At 68.4% G+C, this 25,634-nt stretch carries 25 protein-coding genes; 7 read left to right on the top strand and 18 right to left on the bottom strand.

Going from position 1 to position 25,634, the window contains the following annotated elements:
- Window positions 1-31 precede the first annotated feature (31 nt).
- Entirely contained in the window at window positions 32-487 is a 456-nt protein-coding gene (locus RN02_RS08165) for a MaoC family dehydratase (RefSeq protein ID WP_009615980.1), read from the bottom strand.
- Between the two features lie 152 nt (window positions 488-639).
- On the opposite strand from RN02_RS08165, the gene RN02_RS08160 reads away from it, so the two are divergent.
- Genes RN02_RS08160 through RN02_RS08150 form a run of 3 tightly spaced genes read left to right on the top strand, consistent with a single transcriptional unit; the run spans window position 640 to window position 2,320 of the window.
- Window positions 640-1,008: a CidA/LrgA family protein gene (locus RN02_RS08160; RefSeq protein ID WP_009615981.1), complete on the top strand. Its 369-nt coding sequence runs from the start codon at window positions 640-642 to the stop codon at window positions 1,006-1,008.
- Window positions 1,001-1,714, top strand: coding sequence for an LrgB family protein (locus RN02_RS08155; RefSeq protein WP_043314037.1), 714 nt, complete (start codon window positions 1,001-1,003; stop codon window positions 1,712-1,714). Before RN02_RS08160 ends, RN02_RS08155 begins: the two co-directional genes overlap by 8 nt.
- A gap of 15 nt (window positions 1,715-1,729) precedes the next feature.
- Window positions 1,730-2,320: an LON peptidase substrate-binding domain-containing protein gene (locus RN02_RS08150; protein WP_043314036.1), complete on the top strand. Its 591-nt coding sequence runs from the start codon at window positions 1,730-1,732 to the stop codon at window positions 2,318-2,320.
- Window positions 2,321-2,564: 244 nt separating this feature from the next.
- On the opposite strand, the gene prpD is transcribed toward RN02_RS08150, so the two are convergent.
- The 6 genes from prpD to RN02_RS08120 form a co-directional block, all read right to left on the bottom strand.
- Window positions 2,565-4,049, bottom strand: a complete 1,485-nt coding sequence (prpD, locus tag RN02_RS08145) for a 2-methylcitrate dehydratase (RefSeq protein WP_043314035.1) — start codon at window positions 4,047-4,049, stop codon at window positions 2,565-2,567.
- A 329-nt stretch (window positions 4,050-4,378) separates the two neighbouring features.
- Window positions 4,379-5,566: a 2-methylaconitate cis-trans isomerase PrpF gene (prpF, locus tag RN02_RS08140; RefSeq protein WP_043314034.1), complete on the bottom strand. Its 1,188-nt coding sequence runs from the start codon at window positions 5,564-5,566 to the stop codon at window positions 4,379-4,381.
- Between the two features lie 162 nt (window positions 5,567-5,728).
- On the bottom strand, window positions 5,729-8,338 hold the full coding sequence (gene acnD, locus RN02_RS08135; protein ID WP_043314033.1) for a Fe/S-dependent 2-methylisocitrate dehydratase AcnD: 2,610 nt from the start codon (window positions 8,336-8,338) through the stop codon (window positions 5,729-5,731).
- 2 nt (window positions 8,339-8,340) lie between these two features.
- Window positions 8,341-9,498 (bottom strand): bifunctional 2-methylcitrate synthase/citrate synthase, encoded by a 1,158-nt coding sequence (prpC, locus tag RN02_RS08130; RefSeq protein WP_043314032.1) that lies wholly within the window; start codon window positions 9,496-9,498, stop codon window positions 8,341-8,343.
- Between the two features lie 112 nt (window positions 9,499-9,610).
- Complete coding sequence (gene prpB / locus RN02_RS08125; protein ID WP_009615988.1) at window positions 9,611-10,495, bottom strand: methylisocitrate lyase; 885 nt, start codon at window positions 10,493-10,495, stop codon at window positions 9,611-9,613.
- Window positions 10,492-11,214, bottom strand: coding sequence for a GntR family transcriptional regulator (locus RN02_RS08120; protein ID WP_009615989.1), 723 nt, complete (start codon window positions 11,212-11,214; stop codon window positions 10,492-10,494). Before RN02_RS08120 ends, prpB begins: the two co-directional genes overlap by 4 nt.
- Before the next feature lie 195 nt (window positions 11,215-11,409).
- On the opposite strand from RN02_RS08120, the gene RN02_RS08115 reads away from it, so the two are divergent.
- Complete coding sequence (locus RN02_RS08115; protein ID WP_043273198.1) at window positions 11,410-12,021, top strand: class I SAM-dependent methyltransferase; 612 nt, start codon at window positions 11,410-11,412, stop codon at window positions 12,019-12,021.
- A 7-nt stretch (window positions 12,022-12,028) separates the two neighbouring features.
- Here the strand turns inward: RN02_RS08115 and RN02_RS08110 are convergent, their stop codons facing one another.
- The 3 genes from RN02_RS08110 to RN02_RS08100 all read right to left on the bottom strand — a co-directional run bounded on the left by RN02_RS08110 (window position 12,029) and on the right by RN02_RS08100 (window position 13,228).
- The gene (locus RN02_RS08110; RefSeq protein ID WP_009615991.1) at window positions 12,029-12,268 is read right to left on the bottom strand and encodes a hypothetical protein; all 240 of its coding nucleotides are present in this window, start codon (window positions 12,266-12,268) and stop codon (window positions 12,029-12,031) included.
- A 165-nt stretch (window positions 12,269-12,433) separates the two neighbouring features.
- A complete protein-coding gene (locus RN02_RS08105) occupies window positions 12,434-12,664 on the bottom strand; it encodes a hypothetical protein (RefSeq protein ID WP_009615992.1) in 231 nt (76 codons plus the stop codon).
- Window positions 12,665-12,775: 111 nt separating this feature from the next.
- A complete protein-coding gene (locus RN02_RS08100) occupies window positions 12,776-13,228 on the bottom strand; it encodes a hypothetical protein (RefSeq protein WP_009615993.1) in 453 nt (150 codons plus the stop codon).
- A gap of 126 nt (window positions 13,229-13,354) precedes the next feature.
- Between RN02_RS08100 and RN02_RS08095 the strand changes: the two genes are divergently transcribed.
- Window positions 13,355-13,651 (top strand): type II toxin-antitoxin system MqsR family toxin, encoded by a 297-nt coding sequence (locus RN02_RS08095; protein ID WP_009615994.1) that lies wholly within the window; start codon window positions 13,355-13,357, stop codon window positions 13,649-13,651.
- A gap of 2 nt (window positions 13,652-13,653) precedes the next feature.
- The gene (locus RN02_RS08090) at window positions 13,654-14,055 is read left to right on the top strand and encodes a type II toxin-antitoxin system MqsA family antitoxin (RefSeq protein WP_043314031.1); all 402 of its coding nucleotides are present in this window, start codon (window positions 13,654-13,656) and stop codon (window positions 14,053-14,055) included.
- A 292-nt stretch (window positions 14,056-14,347) separates the two neighbouring features.
- Here the strand turns inward: RN02_RS08090 and RN02_RS08085 are convergent, their stop codons facing one another.
- The 8 genes from RN02_RS08085 to ada all read right to left on the bottom strand — a co-directional run bounded on the left by RN02_RS08085 (window position 14,348) and on the right by ada (window position 23,142).
- Window positions 14,348-15,676 (bottom strand): sigma-54-dependent transcriptional regulator, encoded by a 1,329-nt coding sequence (locus tag RN02_RS08085; protein ID WP_043314030.1) that lies wholly within the window; start codon window positions 15,674-15,676, stop codon window positions 14,348-14,350.
- Window positions 15,673-17,559: a sensor histidine kinase gene (locus RN02_RS08080; protein WP_043314029.1), complete on the bottom strand. Its 1,887-nt coding sequence runs from the start codon at window positions 17,557-17,559 to the stop codon at window positions 15,673-15,675. The genes RN02_RS08085 and RN02_RS08080 overlap by 4 nt, the downstream gene beginning before the upstream one ends.
- A gap of 108 nt (window positions 17,560-17,667) precedes the next feature.
- On the bottom strand, window positions 17,668-18,402 hold the full coding sequence (locus tag RN02_RS08075) for an amino acid ABC transporter ATP-binding protein (RefSeq protein ID WP_043314028.1): 735 nt from the start codon (window positions 18,400-18,402) through the stop codon (window positions 17,668-17,670).
- Window positions 18,399-19,067 carry an amino acid ABC transporter permease gene (locus RN02_RS08070; protein WP_173427889.1) on the bottom strand — a complete coding sequence of 223 codons (669 nt, stop codon included), beginning with the start codon at window positions 19,065-19,067 and terminating at the stop codon, window positions 18,399-18,401. The genes RN02_RS08075 and RN02_RS08070 overlap by 4 nt, the downstream gene beginning before the upstream one ends.
- Window positions 19,064-19,810 (bottom strand): amino acid ABC transporter permease, encoded by a 747-nt coding sequence (locus RN02_RS08065; protein ID WP_043314027.1) that lies wholly within the window; start codon window positions 19,808-19,810, stop codon window positions 19,064-19,066. Before RN02_RS08065 ends, RN02_RS08070 begins: the two co-directional genes overlap by 4 nt.
- A 186-nt stretch (window positions 19,811-19,996) precedes the next feature.
- A complete protein-coding gene (locus RN02_RS08060; protein WP_009616002.1) occupies window positions 19,997-20,905 on the bottom strand; it encodes a glutamate/aspartate ABC transporter substrate-binding protein in 909 nt (302 codons plus the stop codon).
- Window positions 20,906-21,360: 455 nt separating this feature from the next.
- On the bottom strand, window positions 21,361-22,002 hold the full coding sequence (locus RN02_RS08055; protein WP_043314026.1) for a phosphatase PAP2 family protein: 642 nt from the start codon (window positions 22,000-22,002) through the stop codon (window positions 21,361-21,363).
- An 81-nt stretch (window positions 22,003-22,083) separates the two neighbouring features.
- Window positions 22,084-23,142, bottom strand: a complete 1,059-nt coding sequence (ada, locus tag RN02_RS08050) for a bifunctional DNA-binding transcriptional regulator/O6-methylguanine-DNA methyltransferase Ada (RefSeq protein WP_043314025.1) — start codon at window positions 23,140-23,142, stop codon at window positions 22,084-22,086.
- Window positions 23,143-23,264: 122 nt separating this feature from the next.
- On the opposite strand from ada, the gene RN02_RS08045 reads away from it, so the two are divergent.
- Window positions 23,265-25,628: an ATP-binding protein gene (locus RN02_RS08045; RefSeq protein WP_043314024.1), complete on the top strand. Its 2,364-nt coding sequence runs from the start codon at window positions 23,265-23,267 to the stop codon at window positions 25,626-25,628.
- Window positions 25,629-25,634 lie beyond the last annotated feature (6 nt).

Raw genomic sequence — 25,634 nt, 5'->3', positions numbered from 1 at the left:
GGGCTTTTTTACCGGGGGCCGGGCGCCGGCGTCAGACGAAGGCCAGGCTCAGCGATTCGGCGATGTAGGCCGGCTTGGGCAGGCCCTCGATCTCCAGGGTGCAGCGTGCCTTGATCAGCCACTGGCCGGGGTTCTTCTCGCTGACGTCGAGGATGGTCACCTGCAGGCGCACCCGCGAATCCACTGGCACCGGCTGGATGAAGCGCACGCTGTCGAGGCCGTAGTTGACCACCATCTTCGGGTTCTCCGGGAGCACCAGCAGGCCCTCGCAGAGCTTGGGAATCAGCGACAGGGAGAGGAAACCGTGGGCGATGGTGCCGCCGAACGGGGTCTTCTTCGCCTTCTCCGGGTCCACGTGGATGAACTGGTGGTCCTCGGTGCACTCGGCGAACTGGTTGATGCGGTTCTGGTCGATGGTGAGCCATTCGGAATGGCCCAGGTCCTTGCCAATGTAGTCCTTGAGGGTGCTGACGGGAACGAACGGCATGTTTTCCTCCGCGAACGCGTGTTGTTGTTTTTTGCGTGCGATGCAGCATGGCACAGGTCGATGACGGCTGCGCACCTATGCTTGAAGCGAATGCCATGCCATAGGCCGGGCGTACTTGGGCATAATGTCGGGCTTTTTCACAGGAGGTTGCCATGCTGCTCCGCGGCCTGACCTGGCTGGTGCTGTTCCAACTGCTGGGCACCGGTCTGAATGTTCTCATCCTGCCGATGATCCCCGGCCCCATCATTGGGCTGGTGCTGCTGTTGGCGTTCCTGCTGGCGCGCGGGGAAGTGGGCGAGCCGATCACGCTCGCGGCCTCCTCGCTGCTGCGCTACCTGCCGCTGCTGCTGGTGCCGCCGGCGGTGGGGGTGATGGTCTACGGCCGCCAGCTGCTGGCGGACTTCTGGCCGCTGGCCGGGGCCCTGGCGCTGTCGCTGCTGGGCTCCTTCCTGTTCGCCGGCTGGCTGATGCAGAAGCTGATCGACCGCCAGCGCGGCCGCAAGGAGGCCCGCGATGCTTGACTGGCAAGGCGCCTGGCAGGCGGTCACCCATCACCCGCTGTTCTGCATCGGCATCACCCTGGCGACCTACCAGCTGGCCCTGGCGGCGTACGAGCGCACGCGCTGGGTGTTCCTGCAGCCGGTGCTGGTGTCCATGGCCATGGTGATCCTGGTGCTGCTGGGCACCGGCATCGACTACCAGGCCTACAGCGCCGGGGTCAGCGTGCTGACCGTGCTGCTCGGCCCAGCCACCGTGGCCCTGGCGGTGCCGCTGTTCCTCAACCTCAAGCGCATCCGCCAGCTGTTCTGGCCGACCCTGGTCACCCTGCTGGTGGCCGGCGTGCTGGCCACCGTGGCCGGCATCGGCCTGGGCTGGCTGTTCGGCCTGCGCGGCGAGCTGCTGATGAGCCTGGCGCCGAAGTCGGTGACCTCGCCCATCGCCATGCTGGTGGCCAGCCAGATCGGCGGCGTGGCGGCGCTGGCGGCGGTGTTCGTGCTGATCACCGGGGTGCTCGGCGCCATCCTCGGCCCGGAGCTGCTGCGCCGCATCGGCGTGCGCCACCCGGCTGCCCAGGGCATGGCGCTGGGCATGACCGCCCACGCCGTGGGCACCTCCCGAGCCCTGCAGGAGGGCGAGGAATGCGGCGCCTTCGCCGCCCTGGCGATGAGCCTGATGGGCGTGGCCACCGCAGTGCTGCTACCGTTGGCGGTAGCGTTGATCGCCTGAAGCAGGAAGATTCACATGAAGTTGCCGCTCTTCCCCCTCAACACCGTGCTGTTCCCCGGTTGCCGCCTGGACCTGCAGATCTTCGAGGCGCGCTACCTGGACATGATCGGCCGCTGCATGAAGCAGGGCGGCGGCTTCGGCGTGGTGTCCATCGTCGAAGGCCGCGAAGTGGGCGAGGCGCCGCAGGCGTTCAGCCAGGTCGGCTGCGAGGCGCTGATCCGCGACTGGCAGCAGTTGCCCAATGGGCTGCTGGGCATCCGCGTCGAGGGTGGCCGGCGCTTCCGCGTGCTGGATACGCAGGTGCAGCCGGACCAGTTGCTGGAAGCCGAGGTGGCCTGGCTGGAGGAACAGCCCGACCAGCCGCTGACCGAGGAACACGACGACCTGGCCGCGCTGCTCGGCGCGCTGTCGCTGCACCCGATGGTCGCCACCCTGGAGATGGGCGGCGAGGTCAACGGCCAGCAGGAGCTGGCCTGCCAACTGGCCTACCTGCTGCCCTTCGAGCCGGAGCAGAAGCAGGTGCTGCTGGAGATGGACGACCCCACGGTGCGCCTGGCGCGCATCCAGGTGCTGCTGGAGCAGTTGCAGGGGGATCTGTTGGCCTGAGCGTTGTGGCCGCCCTGTAGGAGCGGATCTCATCCGCGAATCGCGCCGTTGGTTCCGGCTATCGCGGACAAGGTCCGCTCCTACGGGGAGAGAATGCCATGCCTCACGGCAACCTGTAGGAGCGGGCCCTGCCCGCGATTCGCGCGCAGGGCGCGCTCCTACAAGGGAATGGCGTAGCGCAGCGATACCCATCGCCATGACCGCATGGGTTTCGCCAGGGCTCAACCCATCCTGCAAAAGCGCTTCAGATCACCAGCAAATCCATGAAGCGGTGCACCGGCGTGGCTTCCAGCTGCGCGGGGTCGTCGCACAGCGCGGTTATCTGCGCGCAGCGCTGCGGGGCGAAGCGGGTGGCCAGGGCGTTGCGGAACTTCGCCTCCAGCAGCGGGATGCCCTCGGCACGGCGGCGGCGATGGCCCACCGGGTATTCCACCTCGATCTTCGGCGTGCTGCTGCCGTCGCTGAAGAACACCTGCACGGCGTTGGCGATGCTGCGCTTGCCCGGCTCCAGGTATTCGCGGCTGTAGCGCGGGTCCTCCACCACTTCCATCTTGTCGCGCAGGCGATCGATCAGCGGGTGCGCGGCGTGGAAGGCGTCTTCGTAGTGCTCGGCTTCCAGGGTGCCGTAGATCAGCGGCACGGCGACCATGTACTGGATGCAGTGGTCGCGGTCGGCGGCGTTGGCCAGGGGGCCGGTCTTGGAGATGATGCGGATCGCCGATTCCTGGGTGTCGATGACGATGCGGGTGATCTCGCTGATGCGGTTGCGCACCAGCGGGTGCAGCTGCACCGCGGCTTCCACGGCGGTCTGCGCGTGGAACTCGGCGGGGAAGCTGATCTTGAACAGCACGTTCTCCATCACGTAGCTGGCGAAGGGCTGCGGCAGGCGGAAGCGGCGCTGGTCGTCGGGCTTGAGCGCCAGGTCCTTGTTGGTGTGGCTGAACAATACGTCGTAGAAGCCCCATTGCGGCGCGGTCAGCACGCCGGGGATGCCCATCTCGCCGCGCCGGGCGATGTCCGCCAGGCGCAGGCCGCGGCTGCTGGCGTCGCCGGCGGCCCAGGACTTGCGCGAGCCGGCGTTGGGCGCGTGGCGGTAGGTGCGCAGCGCCTGGCCGTCGACGCAGGCGTGGGAGAGGGCGGAGAGCAGCTGCTCGCGGTCGGCACCGAGCAGCCGTGCGCTCACCGCCGTGGAGGCGAGCTTGACCAGGAACACGTGGTCCAGGCCGACGCGGTTGAAGGCGTTCTCCAGGGCGAACACGCCTTGGATCTCGTGGGCCAGGACCATGGATTCCAGCACGTCGCCCATGCTCGGCGGCGGTTCGCCGTTGGCCTGGGCGCGTTGCGCCAGGTGGTCGGCGAGGCCGAGGATGGCGCCGAGGTTATCCGACGGATGGCCCCATTCGGCGGCCAGCCAGGTGTCGTTGTAGTCCAGCCAGCGCACCAGCGCGCCAATGTCCCAGGCGGCCTTGACCGGGTCGAGGCAGAAACGCGTGCCCGGCACCCGCGAGCCGTGGGGCACCACGGTGCCTTCCACCTGCGGGCCGAGCAGCTTGGTGCATTCGGGGAAGCGCAGGGCCAGCAGGGCGCAGGCCAGGCTGTCCATCAGGCACAGCCGCGCGGTGTCGCGTGCTTCGGCGGAGTCGACGCGGTAGGTCAGGACGTAGTCGGCGATCTGCTGCAGGACGCCGTCGTAGTCGGGGCGGGTGTTCGGATCGGCGTTGGTGCTCATGGCGTGCTCCTGCGCGGTAATCCGGGAGAGTCTAGACGCTGGGGGCGCAAAGCTTTCGCGAACGATGGCGATGGGTATCGCTTCGCTCGACCCATCCTACGGCGAGCAGCTGCCGAGGTGCTCGCCTGCAACGTAGGAGCGACTGTCTTGCGCCGAGGTGCTCTTCGTAGGATGGGTTGAGCTTGCGAAACCCATGCGGTTGCGCTGATGGGTATCGCTTCGCTCAACGCCATCCTATGAAAAGCCGTGCTTCCTGGAACCGTAGGATTCATCCGCGATTGCGCCGGCCAGGGCCATCGCGGACGGAGTCCGCTCCTACGGGGCGGCGCTCAGAAGGCGTCGCCCGGCACCCGCACCCAGCCTTCCATGAGGATGCGCGCGCTGCGGCTCATGATGGCCTTGGTCACCGTCCATTCGCCGTCCACCTGCTTCGCCTCGGCGCCTACGCGCAGGGTGCCGGAGGGGTGGCCGAAGCGCACGGCGGTGCGTTCGCCGCCACCGGCCGCGAGGTTGACCAGGGTGCCCGGCACGGCCGCGGCGGTGCCGATGGCCACGGCGGCGGTGCCCATCATGGCGTGGTGCAGCTTGCCCATGGACAGCGCGCGCACCAGCAGGTCGACGTCGCCGGCCTGCACCTGCTTGCCGCTGGAGGTGCGGTAGTCCTTGGGCGGCGAGACGAAGGCGATCTTCGGCGTGTGCTGGCGGGTGGCCGCTTCTTCGGGAGTCTTGATCAGGCCCATGCGCAGGGCGCCGGCGATGCGGATCTGCTCGAAGCGCGCCAGTTGCTCGGGATCGGAGTTGATGTCTTCGCGCAGTTCGGTGCCCTTGTAGCCGATGTCCTCGGCGTTGACGAACACCGTGGGGATGCCGGCGCTGATCATGGTCGCCTTGAAGGTGCCGACGCCGGGCACTTCCAGGTCGTCCACCAGGTTGCCTGTGGGGAACATCGAGCCGCCTTCCTCGCCGTCGTCGGACGGGTCGAGGAATTCCAGCACGATCTCGGCGGCCGGGAAGGTCACCCCGTCCAGCTCGAAGTCGCCGGTTTCCTGGACCTGGCCGTTGGTGACCGGGACGTGGGCGATGATGGTCTTGTTGATGTTGGCCTGCCAGATGCGCACCACGCAGGTGCCGTTGTCCGGGATGCGCTCGGGGTCGACCAGGCCGGCGTGGATGGCGAAGGCGCCGGCGGCGGTGGAGAGGTTGCCGCAGTTGCCGCTCCAGTCGACGAAGGCCTTGTCGATGGAAATCTGCCCGTAGAGGTAGTCGACGTCGTGGCCGGGCTGGCTGCTCTTGGACAGGATCACGCACTTGCTGGTGCTGGAAGTGGCGCCGCCCATGCCGTCGATGTGCGCCGAGTAGGGGTCGGGGCTGCCGATCACGCGCATGAACAGCTTGTCGCGCGCCGCGCCGGGCACCTGGCAGCGCTCGGGCAGGTCCTGCAGGCGGAAGAACACGCCCTTGCTGGTGCCGCCGCGGATGTAGGTGGCGGGGATTTTCACTTGGGGTACGTGGGGCATGGGGTCGCTACCTGAAAGTTCGAGGGGGGCAACCCTCTCCCCCCGCCCTCTCCCTGAAGGGAGAGGGAGCCGTCCGTGCCGGCTGACGCATTGGTTTCATCCTGCGCCGAACGGTCCCCTCTCCCTTCAGGGAGAGGGTTAGGGAGAGGGGCTCTTGTTACATCACGCCGCGGACGACTCGAGGAAGTCCTTGGCGAAGCGCTGCAGCACGCCGCCGGCCTTGTACACGCTGACGTCGGCGGCGGTGTCGAGGCGGCAGGTCACCGGCACACGAACCACTTCACCGTTGCGGCGGTTGACCACCAGGGTCAGGTCGCAGCGCGGCGACAGTTCGCCTTCGATGTCGTAGGTCTCGGTGCCGTCCAGGCCCAGGGTCAGGCGCGTGGTGCCCGGTTTGAACTCCACCGGCAGCACGCCCATGCCCACCAGGTTGGTGCGGTGGATGCGCTCGAAGCCTTCGGCCACGATCACCTCGACGCCGGCCAGGCGCACGCCCTTGGCCGCCCAGTCGCGGGACGAGCCCTGGCCGTAGTCGGCGCCGGCGACGATGATCAGGTTCTGCTTGCGGTTCATATAGGTCTCGATGGCTTCCCACATGCGCATCACCTTGCCTTCCGGCTCAACGCGGGCCAGCGAACCTTTCTTCACCGCGCCGTCGACCACGGCCATCTCGTTGACCAGCTGCGGGTTGGCGAAGGTGGCGCGCTGTGCGGTGAGGTGGTCGCCGCGGTGGGTGGCGTAGGAGTTGAAGTCCTCCTCCGGCAGGCCCATTTTCGCCAGGTATTCGCCGGCCGCGGAGCTGGCGAGGATGGCGTTGGACGGCGACAGGTGGTCGGTGGTGATGTTGTCCGGCAGGATCGCCAGCGGGCGCATGCCCTTGAGCGTGCGTTCGCCGGCCAGCGCGCCTTCCCAGTAGGGCGGGCGGCGGATGTAGGTGGACTGCGGGCGCCAGTCGTACAGCGGGCTGTCGGCTTCCTTGACGCTGCCCAGGTCGAACATCGGGATGTACACCTGGCGGAACTGCTCGGGCTTCACACTGGCCGCGACAATGGCGTCGATCTCTTCGTCGGACGGCCACAGGTCCTTCAGGGTGATCGGGTTGCCGTTGGCGTCGGTGCCCAGCGGGTCCCGCTCGATGTCGAAGCGCACGGTGCCGGCGATGGCGTAGGCCACCACCAGCGGCGGCGAGGCGAGGAAGGCCTGCTTGGCGTAGGGGTGGATGCGCCCGTCGAAGTTGCGGTTGCCCGAGAGCACGGCGGTGGCGTACAGGTCGCGGTCGATGATCTCCTGCTGGATCTTCGGCTCCAGCGCCCCGGACATGCCGTTGCAGGTGGTGCAGGCGTAGGCGACGATGCCGAAGCCGAGCTTCTCCAGCTCGGTCAGCAGGCCGGCTTCTTCCAGGTACAGCCTGGCGACTTTCGAGCCCGGCGCGAAGGAGGTCTTCACCCAGGGCTTGCGCACCAGGCCCAGCGCGTTGGCCTTCTTCGCCAGCAGGCCGGCGGCCACCACGTTGCGCGGGTTGGAGGTGTTGGTGCAACTGGTGATGGCGGCGATGATCACCGCGCCGTCGGGCATCAGGCCGTGGGCTTCTTCGTCGCGGCCGGATTCCAGCTTGGCCTCGTCGGCGATGCCGCGCTCGGCCAGCGCCGAGGTCGGCAGGCGGCGGTGCGGGTTGGACGGGCCGGCCATGTTGCGCACCACGCTGCCCAGGTCGAAGCTGAGCACGCGCTCGTACTCGGCGCTCTTCAGGGCGTCGCCCCACAGGCCGAGGGTCTTCGCGTAGTTCTCCACCAGCGCCACCTGCTCCGGCTCGCGGCCGGTGAGCTTGAGGTAGTCGATGGTCTGGCCATCGATGTAGAACATCGAGGCGGTGGCGCCGTATTCCGGGCACATGTTGGAGATGGTCGCGCGGTCGCCGACGGAGAGGCTGTCTGCGCCTTCGCCGAAGAACTCCACGTAGGCGCCCACCACGCGCTCCTTGCGCAGGAACTCGGTCAGGGCCAGGACGATGTCGGTGGCGGTGATGCCGGGCTGGCGCTTGCCGGTCAGCTCGACGCCGACGATGTCGGGCAGGCGCATCATCGACGGGTGGCCGAGCATCACGGTCTCGGCTTCCAGGCCGCCGACGCCGATGGCGATCACGCCCAGGGCGTCCACGTGCGGGGTGTGCGAGTCGGTGCCCACGCAGGTGTCGGGGAAGGCCACGCCGCCGCGCGCCTGGATCACCGGGCTCATCTTCTCCAGGTTGATCTGGTGCATGATGCCGTTGCCGGCGGGGATCACGTCGACGTTCTTGAACGCGGTCTTGGTCCACTCGATGAAGTGGAAGCGGTCCTCGTTGCGGCGGTCCTCGATGGCGCGGTTCTTCTCGAAGGCCTCGGGGTCGAAGCCCGGGGCTTCCACGGCCAGGGAGTGGTCGACGATCAGCTGCGTCGGCACCACCGGGTTGACCTTGGACGGGTCGCCGCCCTGGTCGGCGATGGCGTCGCGCAGGCCGGCCAGGTCGACCAGCGCGGTCTGCCCGAGGATGTCGTGGCAGACCACGCGCGCCGGGTACCAGGGGAAGTCGAGGTCGCGCTTGCGGTAGATCAGCTGTTCCAGCGCAGCGGTCAGCAGCTCCGGCTCGCAGCGGCGCACCAGCTGCTCGGCCAGCACGCGCGAGGTGTACGGGAGTTTGTCCCAGGCACCAGCCTGGATCTCTTCGACGGCCGCACGGGCGTCGAAGTAGTCCAGTTGTGTGCCGGGCAGGCTTTTACGGTATTGGGCATTCATGATTATTTACGCTCCTTGAGCGGCACGAACTTCAGGTCTTCGGGACCTACGTAGTTGGCGCTCGGGCGGATGATCTTGCCGTCGATGCGCTGCTCGATGACGTGGGCGGACCAGCCGGCGGTGCGGGCGATCACGAACAGCGGGGTGAACATGGCGGTGGGCACGCCCATCATGTGGTAGCTCACGGCGCTGAACCAGTCGAGGTTGGGGAACATCTTCTTGATTTCCCACATCACGCTTTCCAGGCGCTCGGCGATGTCGTACATCTTGCTGTTGTGCTGCTCTTCGGAGAGCTGGCGGGCGACTTCCTTGATCACCTTGTTGCGCGGGTCGGACACGGTGTAGACCGGGTGGCCGAAGCCGATCACCACTTCCTTTTTCTCGACGCGGGCGCGGATGTCGGCCTCGGCTTCGTCCGGGTTGTCGTAGCGCTTCTGGATCTCGAAGGCCACCTCGTTGGCGCCGCCGTGTTTCGGGCCGCGCAGCGCGCCGATGGCGCCGGCGATGCAGGAGTACATGTCCGAGCCGGTGCCGGCGATGACGCGGGAGGTGAAGGTGGAGGCGTTGAACTCGTGCTCGGCGTACAGGTTCAGCGAGGTGTGCATGGCGCGCACCCAGGACTCGCGCGGCTTCTCGCCGTGCAGCAGGTGCAGGAAGTGGCCGCCGATGGAGTCGTCGTCGGTTTCCACGTCGATGCGCTTGCCGTTGTGGCTGAAGTGATACCAGTACAGCAGGGCGGAACCCAGGGAGGCCATCAGCTTGTCGGCGATGTCACGGGCGCCGGGGTGGTTGTGGTCGTCCTTCTCGGGCTGTAGGCAGCCGAGCACGGAAACCGCGGTGCGCATCACGTCCATCGGGTGGGCCGACGGCGGCAGGGTTTCCAGGGCGGCCTTGACGCCCGCCGGCAGGCCGCGCAGGGCCTTGAGCTTGGCCTTGTAGGCGGCCAGTTCGGCGACGTTGGGCAGCTTGCCGTGGACCAGCAGGTGGGCGATTTCCTCGAATTCGCAGCGGTTGGCGAAGTCGAGCACGTCGTAGCCGCGGTAGTGCAGGTCGTTGCCGGTGCGGCCGACGGTGCACAGGGCGGTGTTGCCGGCGGCGGTGCCGGAGAGGGCCACGGATTTCTTCGGCTTGAAGGCAGTGGTGGTTTCAGTCGTGCTCATCGGTGTTTCCTCATCTTGGACTTTTAAGAGCCGATAAGAGCGCTGGAGGCTGGAGGCTGAACGAAGAGCGAGTCGTTCAGCCTTCAGCGCTTTTTTCGGCCTTTATCGGCTTTTATTTTTTGCTGGCGAAGAGCGCGTCGAGCTTCTGCTCGAAGGCGTGGTAGCCGATGCGGTCGTACAGCTCGGCACGCGTCTGCATCAGCTCGATGACGTTCTGCTGGTGGCCTTCCTGGCGGATCGCGGTGTACACGGCTTCGGCGGCCTTGTTGGCGGCGCGGAAGGCCGACAGCGGGTAGAGCTGGATGGCCACGCCGACCGAGGCCAGTTCGTCGCGGGTGAACAGCGGGGTGGCGCCGAACTCGGTGATGTTGGCCAGCACCGGCACGTTCAGCGCGTCGACGAAGCGCTTGTAGGTCGGCAGGTCGTAGGCGGCCTCGGCGAAGATGCCGTCGGCGCCGGCCTCCACGTAGCGCAGGCAGCGCTCGATGGCGGCGTCCACGCCCTCGGCCTGGATGGCGTCGGTGCGGGCGATGAGGAAGAAGTTCGGGTCGGTCTTGGCGTCGGCGGCGGCCTTCACGCGGTCGGCCATCTCCTCGGTGGAGACGATTTCCTTGCCCGGACGGTGGCCGCAACGCTTGGCGCCGACCTGGTCCTCGATGTGCGCGGCGGCGGCGCCGGCCTTGATCAGGCTCTTGACCGTGCGCTCGATGTTGAAGGCGCTGGGGCCGAAGCCGGTGTCGATGTCCACCAGCAGCGGCAGGTCGCAGACGTCGGTGATGCGGCGCACGTCGGTGAGCACGTCGTCCAGGGTGTTGATCCCTAAGTCCGGCAGGCCCAGGGAGCCGGCGGCGACGCCGCCGCCGGAGAGGTAGATGGCCTTGAAGCCGGCGCGCTTGGCGAGCAGGGCGTGGTTGGCGTTGATCGCACCGATCACCTGCAGCGGTTTCTCTTCGGCAAGGGCGGTACGGAAACGCTGGCCGGGGGAAAGCAGACTCATGACTCACCTCGTTCGTTGGCTGTCTTGGCTTGGGCGTCCAGGTAGTGACGCTCGATGTTGCGCTTGGAAGCGCCGATGTGACGGCGCATCAGCAGTTCGGCCAGTTCGCCGTCACGGTCGGCGATGGCATCGAGAATGCGGTGGTGCTCGGCGAAGGCCTGGCGCGGCCGGTTCGGCACGGCGGAGAACTGCAGGCGGTACATGCGCACCAGCTGGTACAGCTCGCCGCAGAGCATCTGGCTCAGGGTGCGGTTGCCGCTGCCCTGGATGATCCGGTAGTGGAAGTCGAAGTCGCCTTCCTGCTGGTAGTAGCCGCGCCCGGCCTGGAAGGCCTCGTCGCGCTCGTGGGTGTCGAGCACCCGGCGCAGCTCGTCGATCTCGGCCTGGCTCATGCGCTCGGCGGCCAGGCGGCAGGCCATGCCTTCCAGGGATTCGCGGATTTCGTACAGCTCGATCAGTTCGGCGTGGCTCAGCGACACCACCCGCGCGCCGACGTGGGGCACGCGCACCAGCAGCTTCTGGCCCTCCAGGCGGTGGATCGCTTCGCGCAGCGGGCCGCGGCTGATGCCGTAGGTGCGCGCCAGCTCCGGCTCGGAAATCTTGCTGCCGGGGGCGATCTCGCCCTTGACGATGGCCGACTGGATCTTGCGGAACACGTGTTCCGAAAGCGTCTCGCCGTCGCCTTCGACGTCGTTGGGCAGGAGCAGGGATTCGTTCATGGTGTCGACAATCCACATCAGGTGCGGCGAAAACTAACCCCCCTCGTTCGTGTGGTCAAGGGGATTGTCGACAATCGTCTAATGGGCCGACGAGTTATGCACAAAGGTTCCCAGGAATCCGGCGGATGGCGGAAAAGCCCGCGCGACGCGGCCTGGGCTGCGCTAGGCTGGGCGAAACCGCCAGGGGAGACGAGCATGGGTGTCTACGACCGCTACCTGCTGCCACGGCTGATCGACTGCGCCTGCGGGATGGGCGAGGTGATGAAGCAGCGTTCGAAGCTGGTGCCGCGGGCCCATGGCCGGGTGCTGGAGATCGGCATCGGCACCGGATTGAACCTGGGTTTCTACGACGCGGGGAAAGTGTCGACAATCGTCGGCGTCGACCCGGCGGCGCAGATGCAGGGCCTGGCGCGCAAGCGCGCGGCGGGGATCGGCATCCCGGTGGAAATGGTGGCGCTGGAGCTGGGGCAGATTCGCGCCGACGCCGGCAGCTTCGACTCCATCGTCTGCACCTTCACCCTGTGCAGTATTCCGGACGTGCTGGCGGCGCTGCGCGAGATGCGCCGGGTGCTCAAGCCGGGCGGCGAGTTCCTCTTCTGCGAACATGGCCTGGCGCCGGATGCCGGCGTGCGCGCCTGGCAGCACCGCCTGACGCCGATCTGGAAGCCGCTGGCCGGCGGCTGCCACCTGGACCGCGACATCCCGGCGCTGATCGAGGCCGGCGGTTTCCAGGTGCGCGAATTGAGCCGCGAGTACCTGCCGGGGCCGCGGCCGATGACCTATGTCTACAAGGGGATGGCCGACTGAGGCCGCTTCAGGCCGGCACCGGGCCCAGGGCCATCACCCGCAGGATGTGCACGCTGCGGATGAACAGGTCGGCCACCGGGCCGCGGCGGTCGGCGCGGCAATCGTCCAGGCGCACCAGGCTGGGGGCGCAGCCGGCCAGCAGGTCGAAGTAGTCGCGCAGTTGCATGCGTCCGCGCAGGCGGTGCGGGCGCTGGGCGTTGTCCAGGGTTTCCAGTTCGACCCAGAGGGTGTCTTGATCCGGTTGCATGGTGGGCTCTCGCACGGCGCTGCTGCCGAAGGCTGCGTAGGAAGTTGCCGAAGATTCCTCTGTGACTGACGCCGTGGCGCCCGGTTCCCCGGGCGCCGATGAATCGTGGCGATATTCAGCTTCGGTTCAGTTAGCCCCGCGCCCGGGCACGCTTCGGCGTGGCGCCTAGGCGGCTGCGTCGCTGTCGTCGGTGCGGACCACCCAGCGGATGTTCACCCCGCGGATGAACAGGTCGCTCTGGCCATGCAGGTCCGTCAGGCGCACCAGGGCGGGCGTGTCGCCCAGCAGCAGGTCGTGGTAGTCGTTCAGGCTGATGCGCCCGCGCAGGATGCGCGGGGCGTGGTTGGGCAGGTGGGTTTCGAGTTCCACCGGCAGGCTGTCGTGATCGTGGGGCATGGCGGGCGCCGCTGGGTGCAATGAGCCCGCAACTGTAGGTTCGGCCCGGCGCCCGGCCTAGTGGAGATTCACCGCTGCTTCTGTAGGAAAAAGCCTGGGTTGCGTGTCGGCTCAGAGACCTTCGTCGTCGCGCACCAGCACGCAATGGCAGCCGTCTTCCTCTTCGTGCCAGTCGTGCAGGAAGTACATCTGCACCTTGTCCGGGCTCGGCATCACGGCGACGAAATCGCCGATCTCCGGGACGAAGAAGGCCTTGCTGCCGGGCTCGGCCTCGCACTCCACCAGGGCGTTGAAGAAGGCCGCCGGGTCGGCATCCTCGAAGAACGCCTCGCGCTCGGCGGCGTCCCAGTCGGCGGGCGCCTCGAAGGGGCCGAGAATGAGCACCCTGGCGTCGCCCAGGTCCAGCTCCTCGGCGTCCGGGTCGTTGTCGTCGGGGCGGTAGAAGCAGGCATCCACCGCCTTCGCATCGGCCAGAATGGCCTGGCGCGCGGCCAGGCGCCGCTGCGGGTCGACGCCGGCGTCGGCGCAGAGCTGGTTCCAGAAGGCTTCGGATTTGGCGGACATGGGGCGGCTCCGGCGGGGCGGCGATGGGAAAGGCGGGTAGTGTCCCGGAGCTTGCGTGGGAGTGCAATGCGGCAGGCTGGAATTAACCAAGTTGCCAAATGGCCGGGGTTTGTCTAGCCTTGCTCGATGGAGAAATCGACGCCCCATTGCCGTCTCGACCGAGTCAAGTCGCTGCTTGCCCAGGGCAGGGTTCGCGCGACCTATTCCGCGCTCTCCGGCGGCGCGGCGCTGGGGTTGGACTTCGCCGGCATGCTGGCGGTCATCGAGGCCCTGGCGCCCCGCGATTTCTACAAGAGCATGACGACTCACGCCGATCATCGGGTCTGGCAGGACGTCTACCGACCTTCGACCGCCGTGGGGCGGATCTATCTGAAGTTGACCGTCATAGACGATGTGCTTGTCGTGTCCTTCAAGGAGCTATGAGCATGAAATGTCCCCTCTGCGGTGGAGCCGAACTGCTCCACGAGACCCGCGACCTTCCCTATGCCTACAAGGGGGAGAGCACCCTGATAACGGCTGTGCGCGGTGAGTTCTGCCCGGCCTGTGGCGAGGCGGTGCTGGACGCCGACGAGTCGGCGCGGGTGAATGCCCAGATGCTGGCCTTCAACAAGCGGGTGAACGCTTCGATGGTCGATCCGGGATTCATCGCCGCGGTACGCAAGAAGCTGGCGCTGGACCAGCGCGAGGCCGCGGAGATCTTCGGTGGCGGCGTGAACGCGTTCTCCCGCTACGAGAATGGCAAGACGCGCCCGCCGTTGGCGCTGGTCAAGCTGCTCAAGGTGCTCGACCGCCATCCCGAATTGCTGGAGGAGGTACGCGCGGGGTAAGGGGCGTCTCCTGCACCTTCCGGCAAATATGACACCCCGTAGGTTGTGCCGATGGATGGTCCGGTGCAATGGATCGGGCCGATCGCGGAGAGAGTCCGCTCCTACAACTCCAGGGAAGCCCCGTAGGATGGGTTGAGCGAAGCGATACCCATCACCACGACTGACCTTGGCCGCGCCCCGCTCGGAGCCGACCTTGGCCGCTCTCACCGACGGAAGAGGATCGCCCGGTTCGACCCCGGCGTCGGCGAGGGCATGGGTGTAGCGGCGGATAACGCCGTAGGCGTTATGCGCCCTACGCCAACCCGTATTTCTTCACCTTGTCGAACAGCGTGGTCTTGGCCATGCCCAGGGCCTGGGCGGCCTGGCTGAGGTTGCCTGCGTGGCGTTCCAGGGCGCTTTGCAGCAGGCTGCGTTCGAAGGCTTCCACGGCTTCGGCGAAGCGCGGTTCGCTGGCGTCCGGGCCCTGGCCGCCGCCGGTCAGCACCGGTAGGCCGAGGGCGAAGCGTTCGGCGACGTTGCGCAGTTCGCGCACGTTGCCCGGCCAGTCGTGGGCCATCAGGCTGGCGGCGGTGGCGTTGTCGATGGCCGGCGCCGGGCGGTCGAAGCGCAGCGAGGACTGCTGCAGGAAGTGCTCGAAGAGCATCAGGATGTCTTCGCGTCTTTCCCGCAACGGCGGCAACTGCAGGGTGATGACGTTGAGGCGGTAGTAGAGGTCGCTGCGGAAGCTGCCCTCGCGGCCCATGGCGGCGAGGTCCGACTTGGTCGCGGCTATCACCCGGCAGTCCACCGGGATCAGCTGGTTGGAGCCCAGGCGTTCCAGCTGGTGTTCCTGCAGCACGCGCAGCAGCTTGACCTGCAGGTTCAGCGGCATGCTCTCGATCTCGTCGAGGAACAGGCTGCCGCCGTCGGCGTGCTCGATCTTGCCGATGCGCCGCTTGCCGGCGCCGGTGAAGGCGTGGGCCTCGTGGCCGAAGATTTCGCTGTCGATCAGGCTTTCCGGCAGGCCGCCGCAGTTCAGCGCGACGAAGGCCTTGGCCTGGCGCCGGCTGTAGTCGTGCAGGCAGCGGGCGACCAGCTCCTTGCCGGTGCCGGTCTCGCCCTCGATGAGCACGTTGGCCGAGGTGTCGGCGACGTTGGCGATCAGCTCGCGCAGCGCCTGCATCGCCGGCGAACGGCCGATCAGCCGGGCCTCCAGGGCCTGGCGCCCGGCCAGTTGGCGGCGCAGCTGGCCGATCTCGCGGCTGAGCCGGCGGTGCTCCAGGGCGCGCCGCGCCACGTCCACCAGGCGCTCGGGGGCGAAGGGTTTTTCCATGAAGTCGTAGGCGCCGTCGCGCATGGCCTGCACCGCCATGGCGATGTCGCCGTGGCCGGTGATCAGCACCACCGGCAGCTGCGCGTCCTTCTCGCGCAGGCGGGCCAGCAGTTGCAGGCCGTCCATGCCGGGCAGGCGGATGTCGCTGACGACGATGCCGGGGAAGTCGGCGCCCACGCGCCGCAGCGCTTCCTCGGCGCTGGCCACGCCGTCGCTGTCGAGGTCTTCCAGGGCCAGGGCCTGCTGGCAGCCGAGCAGCACGTGGGGGTCGTCCTCGACCACCAGTACGCGGAGTTTTTCGTCGCTCATGGCGTGGGTTCCTGAGTGGGCAGCAGGGGCAGGCTGAGTTCGAAGGCGGTGCCGCCGGCTTCCGGGTGGGCCACGCCTAGGCTGCCGCCGGCGGCGGTGGCGAGGCTGGCCGAGAGCGTCAGGCCCAGGCCCAGGCCGTGCTCGCCGGGCTTGGTGGTGAAGAAGGGTTCGAACAGGTGCTCACGGGCATCCGGCGGGATGCCCGGGCCGTTGTCGCGCACCGTCAGGTGGTATTGCGCGCCCTCGGCGCGGCCGCTGAGCCAGAGCTGGCGGTCGGCCTGCGCGCTCATTGCGTCGAGGGCGTTGGCGATGAGGTTGACCAGGATCTGCTCCAGGCGCGTCTGGTCGATGCCCAGGCACACATCGTCGAATTCGCGGTGCAGGGCCAGCGGGCAGTCCTTCAGGCGCACCTGCAGCACCCGCAGCGCGGCGTCCACCGCCTTGCCCAGGCGCGCCTGGCCGTGGTCGTCGGCGCGCCGGGCGAAGGCGCGCAGGCTGGCGGTGATGCGGCCCATGCGGTCGACCATTTCGTTGATCGCTTCCAGGTTGCTGCTGGCGATGTCCAGGGCGCCGCGCTGGAGGAAGCGCACGGTGTTGCCGGAGAGGGTGCGCAGCGCCGCCAGCGGCTGGTTCAGCTCGTGGGCGATGCTGGTGGACATCTGCCCGATCACCGCCAGCTTGCCGGCCTGGACCAGGCGGTCCTGGGCCTTGCGCAGGGTGTCCTCGGCCTGGCGGCGCTCGCGGATCTGCTCGCGTAGATGCTGGTTGCTGGCGCGCAGGTCGGCGGTGCGTTCGGCGATGCGCCGCTCCAGTTCGTCGTTGGCCTGCTGCAGCGCCTCGCGGGCGGCCAGGCGGGTGGCCAGGACCTTGCGCCGCTCGTTCCAGGCGATCAGCAGGAACGCCAGCAGGGCGAAGCCCACCGCGGCCAGCACGCCGTGGATCATGGCCTCGCGGCGCACGTCCTGCAGCGGGCTGAGCAGGGTGAAGTCCCAGGGGGTGTCGTTCAGGCGGCGGCTCTGCTTCAGGTACAGGCGCTCGGCGTGCGGCTCGCCGCTGGCGTCGCGGTCGCGGAAGCCGATTTCCTCCACGCCCTCGCCCAGGGCCCGGCGCGAACTGGGCTGCCATTCGTTGAGCGCCCACCAGTAGTACTGCAGGCTGCGCGCCAGGCGCTCCTTGTCCGCGGCGCTGAGCGGGCGCACCGCCTTCAGGCGCAGCTGCGGGTTGCTGGAGAGGACGATGATACCGTTCTCGTCGCTGACGAAGGCCTGCAGCTGGGCCTTCTCCCAGCGTTCCTCCAGGGCCTCCATCTTCACCTTGACCACCGCCACGCCGACGATGCGCCCGCCGTGCACCAGGCCGTGGGCCAGGTAGTAGCCGGGCTCGCCGACGGTGCTGCCGATGCCGTAGAAGCGCCCCGGGCGGCCCTGCACGGCGTCCTGGAAGTAGGCGCGGAAGGACAGGTCCTCGCCCAGGTAGCTGTCGGCGTCCTGCCAGTTGCTGGTGGCCAGCACCCGGCCGGAGGTGTCCAGCAGGTAGATGGCGCGGCTGCCGGCGCGGCGGTTGAGGCCTTCGAGGTAGGCGTTGACCAGGTCGCGGCGGTCGGGCGTGGGTTCCAGCAGCAGGCGGGTGACGTTGTTTTCCAGCTCCAGCAGGCTGGGCAGGTAGGTGTAGCGGCTGATCTCGCTTTCCACCCCGCGGGCGTGCAGTTCCAACTGGCGTTCGCCGCTGGCGACCAGGGCGCGGGTGCCGGCGCCGGCGCTGACCAGGTAGCCGCCGTAGCCGAAGCCGAGCATCAGCAGGATCAGCGGAATCGGCAACAGCAGGTTGCGCACGAGGCTCGGCTTCACGTTCGGCGGTGGCAGGGTCAATGGCTGGGCGGGCATTGCATCACAGTCGTCGGAAGCGGGCCAGCCCGGCGCCGGGTGTGGCGACGGGCCGGCCGCTGATGGGTATCGCTTCGCTCAACCCATCCTACGGGGCATGGGTGGGCTTCAGTGGGTGAGGATCTTGGCGAGGAACTGCCGGGCGCGCTCGGAGCGGGCTTCCAGGTCGCCGAAGAACTCTTCCTTGGCGCAGTCTTCGACGATCTGCCCGCGGTCCATGAAGATCACCCGGTCGGCCACCTTGCGGGCGAAGCCCATCTCGTGGGTTACGCACATCATGGTCATGCCTTCCTGGGCCAGTTGGACCATCACGTCGAGCACTTCGTTGACCATCTCCGGATCCAGCGCCGAGGTGGGTTCGTCGAACAGCATCACGATCGGGTCCATGGCCAGGGCGCGGGCGATGGCCACGCGCTGCTGCTGGCCGCCGGAAAGCTGGCCGGGATGCTTGTGGGCGTGGGCCTTGAGGCCGACGCGGTCGAGCAGCGCCAGGCCCTTCTCGGTGGCCTCGTCCTTGTCGCGGCCGAGCACCTTGACCTGGGCGATGGTCAGGTTCTCGGTGATGGTCAGGTGCGGGAACAGCTCGAAGTGCTGGAACACCATGCCCACCCGCGAACGCAGCTTCGGCAGGTTGGTCTTCGGGTCGGCGATGGAGGTGCCATCGACCACGATGTCGCCCTTCTGGAACGGCTCCAGGGCGTTGACGCACTTGATCAGCGTCGACTTGCCCGAACCGGACGGCCCGCAGACCACCACCACTTCACCCTTGGCGACCGAGGTGCTGCAGTCGGTGAGGACCTGGAAGTCGCCGTACCACTTGTTGACGTTGTCGATGGTGATCATAGGGCTAACCCTTTCTGCAGGCGCTTGACCGCGAAGGAGGCGGTGAAGCTGACGATGAAGTAGACGAGACCGGCGAAGATCAGGAATTCGTGGGGCTGGCCGATGATGTCGCCGCGCGAGCGCGCCGCGTTGAGGAAGTCCATCAGGCCGACGGTGTAGACCAGCGAGGTGTCCTGGAACAGGATGATGCTCTGCTGCAGCAGCAGCGGGGTCATCTTGCGGAACGCCTGGGGCAGGATGATCAGCCGCATGCACTGGCCGTAGGTCATGCCCAGGGCTTGCGCCGCGCCCATCTGGCCCTTGGGGATGGCCTGGATGCCGGCGCGGACGATCTCGCAGAAGTACGCCGCCTCGAACATCACGAAGGCCACCAGGCAGCTGGTGAAGGCGCCCACCGGGGTGTCGCTGCCGGTGATCCAGCGCAGGATGTAGGGCACCGCCAGGTAGAACCAGGTGATCACCAGCAGCAGCGGGATGGAGCGGAAGTAGTTGACGTAGAAGCCGGCGAGGTTGCTCAGCAGGCGGTTGTGGGACAGCCGCATCAGCGCCAGCAGGGTGCCCAGCACCACGCCGCCGAGCACGCCCAGGCCGGTCAGCTGCAGGGTCATGGCCATGCCGTCCCACAGGCCCGGCAGCGCCGGGACGATCGAGCCGAAGTCCATCATTTGCCTCCCACGGAAATCAGCCCGGGCAGCGCGACCTTGCGCTCGACCAGGCGCATGAACAGCATCAGGCTCATGTTCAGGGTGAAGTAGATCGCCGTGGCCAGGGTGAAGGCCTCGAACAGGTTGGCGCTGAACTCGGCGGTCTGCTTGGTCTGCGCCAGCAGCTCCATGAGGCCGATCAGCGAGGCCACCGAGGAGTTCTTGAAGATGTTGAGGAACTCCGAGGTCAGCGGCGGGATGATGATGCGCAAGGCCTGCGGCAGCAGCACGTAGCGGTACACCTGCGGCAGGCTGAAGCCCATGGCGCGGCCGGCGGCGACCTGCCCCCCGGGCAGCGCCTGGATGCCGGTGCGCACCTGCTCGCAGACGCGCGCGGCGGTGAACAGGCCCAGGCACACCACGACGCTGACGAAGGCCGAGGTTTCCGGCGCCAGGCCGAGCTTGAACCAGTCCTGCAGCGGCTGCGGCAGCAGGTCCGGGACCAGGAAGTACCAGATGAACAGCTGCACCAGCAGCGGCACGTTGCGGAACAGCTCGACGTAGCCGGTGCCGATGGCCGACAGCCAGCGGTTCGGCACGGTGCGCAGCACGCCCAGCACCAGGCCCAGCGCCAGGGCGAGGAGCCAGGCAGTGAGGGCGACGGCGATGGTCCAGCCCAGGCCGGTGAGGTACCAGTCCAGGTAGATCTCGTCGCCGATCCCGGTGGACTTGAAGAACACGCCCCAGTCCCAGTTGTAGTTCATGAAGGTTGCCCTCGATGGCCCCGTGCGGGGCGTCGAAACGGCCGGAACGCGGCGCGCAGGCGCCTGCGCCCGTGGGTGGCGGGCGTGTTCCGGTGGTGGATCGGGAAGGAAGGGGAGGCCGGGAGCGCCGCTGGCGCTCCCGTTCCCCGCCCGGCCGCGCCTCGTGAGCGCGGCTGGGCGCCACCCTTACATCTGCTCGGCAGACTTGTCGGTGGGACTGGCGATCAGCTTCTTGAGCGTGTCGCTCATCGGGAATTCGAGGTTCAGGCCCTTGGGCGGCACCGGCTGGGTGAACCACTTGGCATAGATGTCGTTGATCTGCCCGGAGGCGAAGGTGTCGGCGATGGCCTTGTCGACCACTTTCTTGAAGCCCTCGTCGCCCTTGCGCACCATGCAGCCGTAGATTTCATAGGACTGCGGGGTGCCGACCACCGCCCAGTCGTCGGGCTTGCGGGCCTTGGCCATTTCGCCGTAGAGCAGGGCGTCGTCCATCATGAAGGCCACGGCGCGGCCGGATTCGAGCATCAGGAAGGACTCGCCGTGGTCCTTGGCCGAAATGATGTTCATGCCCATCTTCTTCTCGGCGTTCATCGACTTGAGCAGGCGCTCGGAGGTGGTGCCGGCGGTGGTCACCACGTTCTTGCCCTTGAGGTCGGCGAAGTCGTTGATGCCGCTGGTCTTCCTGGTCAGCAGGCGGGTGCCCACCTCGAAGATGCCGAGGGAGAAGTCGACCTGCTTCTGGCGCTCCAGGTTATTGGTGGTGGAGCCGCACTCGATGTCCACGGTGCCGTTCTGCACCAGCGGGATGCGCGTCTGCGAGGTGACCAGGTTGTAGCGCACCTTGAGGTCGGGCATGCCCAGTTCCTGCTTGACCGCCTCGACCACCTTCAGCTGCAGGTCGTGGGAATAGCCCACCGGCTGGCGCGGGTCGTCGGCCAGGTAGGAGAAGGGAATGGAGGCGTCACGGTGGCCGAGGACGATGGTGCCGGAGTCCTTGATCTTCTTCAGGGTGCCGGTGAGTTCCTCGGAAAGGGCCGGAGTGGCGAACAGGGCGGCGACGATGGCCACGCCCAGCACACGGGGTGCGATACGCATTGATGCTTCCTCGACTTGTTCTGGTTGTTGTCGATCCTGCGGCAGGCGTACCCGGCGGCGGGCCCTCCTGGCGGCCGGCGGGCAAGCGCGGCGCTGCCGCATGCTCACGGGAAGCACTGGAGCAGGGACCGTGCCAGTCCCTGGGATTTATTTCAAGTAATTGAATTTAAAGGACTTATATTCGGACTTGGCAGGCCGTTGGCGAGACGGGCGTTCGGAGTTCCGGATAGATGCCGTTCGCGCGTTCGGTTTTCCGAACGCGCACGCCGCTCCCTTGTAGGAGCGCGCCCTGCGCGCGAATCGCGGGCAGGGCCCGCTCCTACGAAGAGCGCTTCAGCGCGGTCTGTAAGGGAGGCAGGGTATTTCACCGTAGGATGGGTTGAGCGAAGCGATACCCATCACCGTGGCCCGATGGGTTTCGCAGGCTCAACCCATCCTGCGAGGAGCATCTCGGCTCAGGCCGCCGGCGCCCGCTGCCCGTCGAGGCGATGGAAGCCACCCCACTCGCCGCGCTTGAACGGCTGGTCGCGGTCGGCCATGTAGGCGGCGATGCGTTCCAGCATCTGGTGGGTAGGGGCGCGTACGCCGGTCACGCCCTGCAGCGAGGCCAGCAGCAGGACCAGGGCCAGCAGCACGGGCGACAGCGACGGCAGGCGGCGCTGCGTCAGGCAGAGGAAGGCGCCGCTGGCGACCAGGCCCACGGCCAGCCCGCCGTAGACTTCCGCCGGCGAATGGACGTTGATCTGCAGCCGCGACACGCCCACCAGCACCGCCAGCACGGCGCCGCCGGTCGCGGCGGCCAGGCGCCAGGCGGGGCGGGCGGGCAGCAGCAGGCTGCAGAGCACCGGCAGGACGCTGGCGGCCATCATGCTGTGGCCGGACAGCCCGGTGAAGTTCCACGCCGGAATACCGATGCCCCAGCCCATGAAGGCCAGCTTGGAGACCAGGGTGACGCCGGCGGCCAGGCCGAACAGCAGCAGCCAGCAGTTGGCGTTGTACGTTTCCCGGCGCAGCAGCAACCAGGCATAGATGAACAGCGCGCAGGGCAGCAGCAGCGAGCTGTCGCCGAAACGGGTGATGAGGTTCCAGAGGGTCATGGGGCTTGCAGGCGGTCCTTCGAGGGGCCGAACCATAGCACAGCGAGGGCTCTGCCATGGGCCTGGCCGATCGGAGGCGGCTCAGGCCGGTTCGTCCTGCTGCGCCGCCTGGTCCTCGCGGCGCAGCAGCTCGCGCTTGCGCTCCAGGCCCCAGCGGTAGCCGCCGCTGCCGCCGTCGGCAGCCACCACCCGGTGGCAGGGCACCAGCAGCCCCACCGGGTTGCTGGCGCAGGCGCGGGCGATGGCGCGGGGGTGGCTGTGCAACTGCTCGGCCAGTTCGCCGTAGCGCCGCGTCTGCCCGCTGGGAATCTGCGCCAGGGCGCGCCAGACGCGCAGCTGGAAGGCGCTGCCGTGCAGGTCCAGGGGCAGGCCGGCGGCGCGTTCGGGCTGTTCCAGCTGGCGCAGCACCCGGCCCAGCCAGTCGCCCAGGCCGGCGTCGTCGCGCTGCAACTCGGCGGCGGCGAAGCGCTGGCGGAGTTCCGCCTCCAACTGCTCCGGCGCGTCGCCGAACAGCAGGGCGCAGACGCCCCGCGGGCTGGCGGCCAGCAGCACCTGGCCGAGCGGGCAGGGGGCGATGGCATAGCGCAGCCGGGTGCCGGCGCCTTTCTGCCGGCGCTGCGCCGGGCTCAGCGCGGTGGGCGCCTCGTAGAGCGCGCGGGTGCCGGAATAACCCGCCTCCAGGGCGGCATCGAGCACCGAACGCGCCTGCGGCAGGGCGGCGGCCAGGCGCTGCTGGCGGCGGGCCTCGGCCCAGGCCCGCGGCGTCAGGCCGGTACGGGCCTTGAAGGCGCGGGCCAGGTGCGAGGCCGAGAGGCCGATGCGCGCGGCCAGTTCGTCCATGGTCAACGGGCGCTCGGCCTGCTCCAGCAACTGGCAGGCGGAGGCGACCAGGGCGTCCAGGCGCTGCGCCGGGCTTTCGCCGTCGGGCGTGCAGCGCTTGCAGGGGCGGAAGCCCGCGGCTTCGGCGGCGGCTGCGTCGGCGTGGAAGCGCACGTTGGCGCGGCTTGGCCGCCGCGCCGGGCAGCTCGGCCGGCAATAGACGCCGGTGGAGCGAACGGAAAACACGAAACGCTGGTCGAAGCCCGCGTCACGCTCGCAGACCGCCTGCCAGCAGCGTTCGTCATCGGGAAGTGGGGGCATGGCGCTCTCCAGGGAGGACCGGGTACATGGGGAAATTGTCGGCGTCACCCGGCGGGCGGGCAATCCGTAATCGCTTTTCAAACTGCCGGCTACGCTTGCAGGAGGTCCGTCGAGAGCCCGCCATGCCCTGCCGCCGACTCCTTAGCCATTGCCTGCTGCTCTGCCTCCTGCTGTGCCCGCCGCTGTGGGGCGCGGAGCTGGCGCTCAGCGGCCACGAGCGCAGCTGGCTGGAGGCCCACCCGACGCTGCGGGTGGGCATTTCCCGCGATGGCTGGCCGCCGTTCGAGATGGTCGACGCCCAGGGCGGGTTTCAGGGTATCAGCGCCGACTACCTGAACCAGGTCGCCCAGCGCCTGGGCCTGCAGTTGCAGACGCAGACCTTCGACGACTGGGCGCAGGTGATCGAGGCGGCGCGCAACGGCGAGGTCGACCTGCTGCCGACCGTGGCGCGCTCGCCCGAGCGCGAGCGCTTCCTCGCCTTCAGCCAGCCCTACCTGAGCACCAGCAGCCTGATCTTCGCCCGCCGCGACAGCAACGTGCGGGTGCTCGATGACCTCTCCGGCAAGCGCGTGGCCGTGGAGCGCGACTTCGCCGTGCACGACCTGCTGCGCACGGCGGTGCCGGGGGTGGCCTTCGTCATCGTCGACGACACCGCCGAAGCCCTCAAGGCCGTGGCTTCCGGGCGCGCCGACGCCTACGTGGGCAACCTCATCTCGACCAACTATCTGATCGGCCAGCTCAACCTGAGCAACCTGGAGGTGCGCGGCGACAGCGGCCTGGACAACAGCCAGGTGCGCTTCGCCGTGCGCCGCGAGCTGGCGCCCCTGGTGCCGCTGCTGGACCGCGCCCTGGCCAGCATCGACGACGGCGAGCAGGAGCGCATCCGCCAGCGCTGGCTGCCGCAGATCGACGCCTTCGACTGGATGCAGCTGCTGCAGGCGGCCTGGCCCTACGTGGCGGGCTTCTTCGCCCTGCTCGCCTTCGTCCTGGTCTGGAACCGCCGCCTGCAGATCCAGGTGGCCGAGCGCGCCCGCGCCGAGGCCGAGGAGCACCGCCAGCGGCGCACCCTGCTGGCGCTGATCAACGCCATCCCCGACCCCATCTGGTTCAAGGACACCGAAGGCCGCTACCTGGGCGCCAACCACGCCTTCGCCGAATGCCTGGGGCTGCCGGCCGAGGACGTGATCGGGCGCAGCGACGCCCAGCTGTTCAGCGACGCCGCCAGCGCCGGCCGCGGCGAGCGCGACCGCCAGGCGCTGTCGGCCAGCCAGCCGTTCGCCAGCGAGGGCTGGGTGGTCTACCCGGATGGCCGGCGGGTGCTGTTCGACACCCTGCGCAGCGCCTTCCACGACGACCACGGCGCCCTGCTCGGGCTGGTCGGGGTGAGCCGCGACATCACCGCGCGCAAGGCCACCGAGGAGGCCCTGGCCCAGGCCCGCGACCTGGCTGAGCAGGCGGCGCGGCTGAAGAGCGAGTTCCTGGCCAACGTCAGCCACGAGATCCGCACCCCGCTGAACATCATCATCGGCCTGGCGCACCTGCTCGAACAGACCGCCCTGGACCCGCAGCAGCGCGACTACCTGGGCAAGATCCAGGGCTCGGGCCAGTACCTGCTGGAGCTGATCAGCGACATCCTCGACCTGTCCAAGGTGGAGGCCGGGCGCCTGGAGTTCGAGCACCTGGACTTCGACCTGGAGCGCCTGCTCGGCGAGCTGGTCGACCTGCTGGCGATCCGCGCCGCGGGCAAGGGCCTGAGCCTGGAATGCCACATCGACCCGCGGCTGCCCTCGCACCTGCTGGGCGACTCGCTGCGCCTGCGGCAGATCCTGATGAACTACGGCAACAACGCGCTCAAGTTCACCGAGCACGGCTCCCTGGAGCTGGAAGTGCGCCTGGACATGCAGGCCGGCGACGAGGACTGGCTGTACTTCGGCCTGCGCGACACCGGCATCGGCATCAGCCCGGCGCAGCAGGAGCGCCTGTTCGAGTCCTTCCGCCAGGCCGACAACTCCATCACCCGGCGCTACGGCGGCTCCGGTCTGGGCCTGGCGATCTGCAAGCGCCTGGCCGAGGCCATGGGCGGCGAGGTCGGGGTGGACAGCGAGCCAGACAAGGGCAGCCTGTTCTGGTGCCGCCTGCCCCTGGGCCACGTGGAGGACGCGCGGCCCATCGACCTGTCGCGCATCCTGCGCTCGCCCTCGACGGCGCCGCCGCTGCTGGAGGCGCCAGAACCGGCGGGGCAGCCGGCGGTCGAACTGCCGGCGGCCGAGCGCCAGCAGGCCGAGCAGGTGGTGCGCCGCCTGGCGCACCTGCTGGCCGCCGACGACCCGCGCGCCGGACGGCTGGTCGGCGAGCGCGCGGGCCTGCTGCGCAGTATCTTCAATGACGGGTACGACGAAGTCGCGGCGAGCATCCGTCGCTTCGAGTTCGAGCGGGCCCTGGAAAAACTGCTGGTGTTGTCGCGCGAGCGCGACATCCGCATCTGAGCGCAA

It is taken from the genome of Pseudomonas sp. PI1 (genome assembly GCF_000812405.1).
GTDB classification, from domain to species: Bacteria; Pseudomonadota; Gammaproteobacteria; order Pseudomonadales; family Pseudomonadaceae; genus Pseudomonas; species Pseudomonas citronellolis.
This window is presented reverse-complemented; position numbering and strand designations above follow the sequence as displayed.

Coding starts and splice junctions, on each gene's coding strand:
- RN02_RS08160 (WP_009615981.1), top strand. CDS start 640: ATGCTGCTCCGCGGCCTGACCTGGCTGGTGCTGTTCCAACTGCTGGGC.
- prpB (WP_009615988.1), bottom strand. CDS start 10,495: ATGAGTCTGCTTTCCCCCGGCCAGCGTTTCCGTACCGCCCTTGCCGAA.
- RN02_RS08105 (WP_009615992.1), bottom strand. CDS start 12,664: ATGCCCCACGATCACGACAGCCTGCCGGTGGAACTCGAAACCCACCTG.
- RN02_RS08080 (WP_043314029.1), bottom strand. CDS start 17,559: ATGCCCGCCCAGCCATTGACCCTGCCACCGCCGAACGTGAAGCCGAGC.
- RN02_RS08155 (WP_043314037.1), top strand. CDS start 1,001: ATGCTTGACTGGCAAGGCGCCTGGCAGGCGGTCACCCATCACCCGCTG.
- RN02_RS08100 (WP_009615993.1), bottom strand. CDS start 13,228: ATGTCCGCCAAATCCGAAGCCTTCTGGAACCAGCTCTGCGCCGACGCC.
- RN02_RS08045 (WP_043314024.1), top strand. CDS start 23,265: ATGCCCTGCCGCCGACTCCTTAGCCATTGCCTGCTGCTCTGCCTCCTG.
- RN02_RS08070 (WP_173427889.1), bottom strand. CDS start 19,067: ATGATGGACTTCGGCTCGATCGTCCCGGCGCTGCCGGGCCTGTGGGAC.
- RN02_RS08055 (WP_043314026.1), bottom strand. CDS start 22,002: ATGACCCTCTGGAACCTCATCACCCGTTTCGGCGACAGCTCGCTGCTG.
- RN02_RS08075 (WP_043314028.1), bottom strand. CDS start 18,402: ATGATCACCATCGACAACGTCAACAAGTGGTACGGCGACTTCCAGGTC.
- RN02_RS08095 (WP_009615994.1), top strand. CDS start 13,355: ATGGAGAAATCGACGCCCCATTGCCGTCTCGACCGAGTCAAGTCGCTG.
- RN02_RS08115 (WP_043273198.1), top strand. CDS start 11,410: ATGGGTGTCTACGACCGCTACCTGCTGCCACGGCTGATCGACTGCGCC.
- ada (WP_043314025.1), bottom strand. CDS start 23,142: ATGCCCCCACTTCCCGATGACGAACGCTGCTGGCAGGCGGTCTGCGAG.
- RN02_RS08110 (WP_009615991.1), bottom strand. CDS start 12,268: ATGCAACCGGATCAAGACACCCTCTGGGTCGAACTGGAAACCCTGGAC.
- RN02_RS08150 (WP_043314036.1), top strand. CDS start 1,730: ATGAAGTTGCCGCTCTTCCCCCTCAACACCGTGCTGTTCCCCGGTTGC.
- prpF (WP_043314034.1), bottom strand. CDS start 5,566: ATGCCCCACGTACCCCAAGTGAAAATCCCCGCCACCTACATCCGCGGC.
- RN02_RS08065 (WP_043314027.1), bottom strand. CDS start 19,810: ATGAACTACAACTGGGACTGGGGCGTGTTCTTCAAGTCCACCGGGATC.
- prpC (WP_043314032.1), bottom strand. CDS start 9,498: ATGAGCACGACTGAAACCACCACTGCCTTCAAGCCGAAGAAATCCGTG.
- prpD (WP_043314035.1), bottom strand. CDS start 4,049: ATGAGCACCAACGCCGATCCGAACACCCGCCCCGACTACGACGGCGTC.
- RN02_RS08165 (WP_009615980.1), bottom strand. CDS start 487: ATGCCGTTCGTTCCCGTCAGCACCCTCAAGGACTACATTGGCAAGGAC.
- RN02_RS08090 (WP_043314031.1), top strand. CDS start 13,654: ATGAAATGTCCCCTCTGCGGTGGAGCCGAACTGCTCCACGAGACCCGC.
- RN02_RS08085 (WP_043314030.1), bottom strand. CDS start 15,676: ATGAGCGACGAAAAACTCCGCGTACTGGTGGTCGAGGACGACCCCCAC.
- RN02_RS08120 (WP_009615989.1), bottom strand. CDS start 11,214: ATGAACGAATCCCTGCTCCTGCCCAACGACGTCGAAGGCGACGGCGAG.
- acnD (WP_043314033.1), bottom strand. CDS start 8,338: ATGAATGCCCAATACCGTAAAAGCCTGCCCGGCACACAACTGGACTAC.
- RN02_RS08060 (WP_009616002.1), bottom strand. CDS start 20,905: ATGCGTATCGCACCCCGTGTGCTGGGCGTGGCCATCGTCGCCGCCCTG.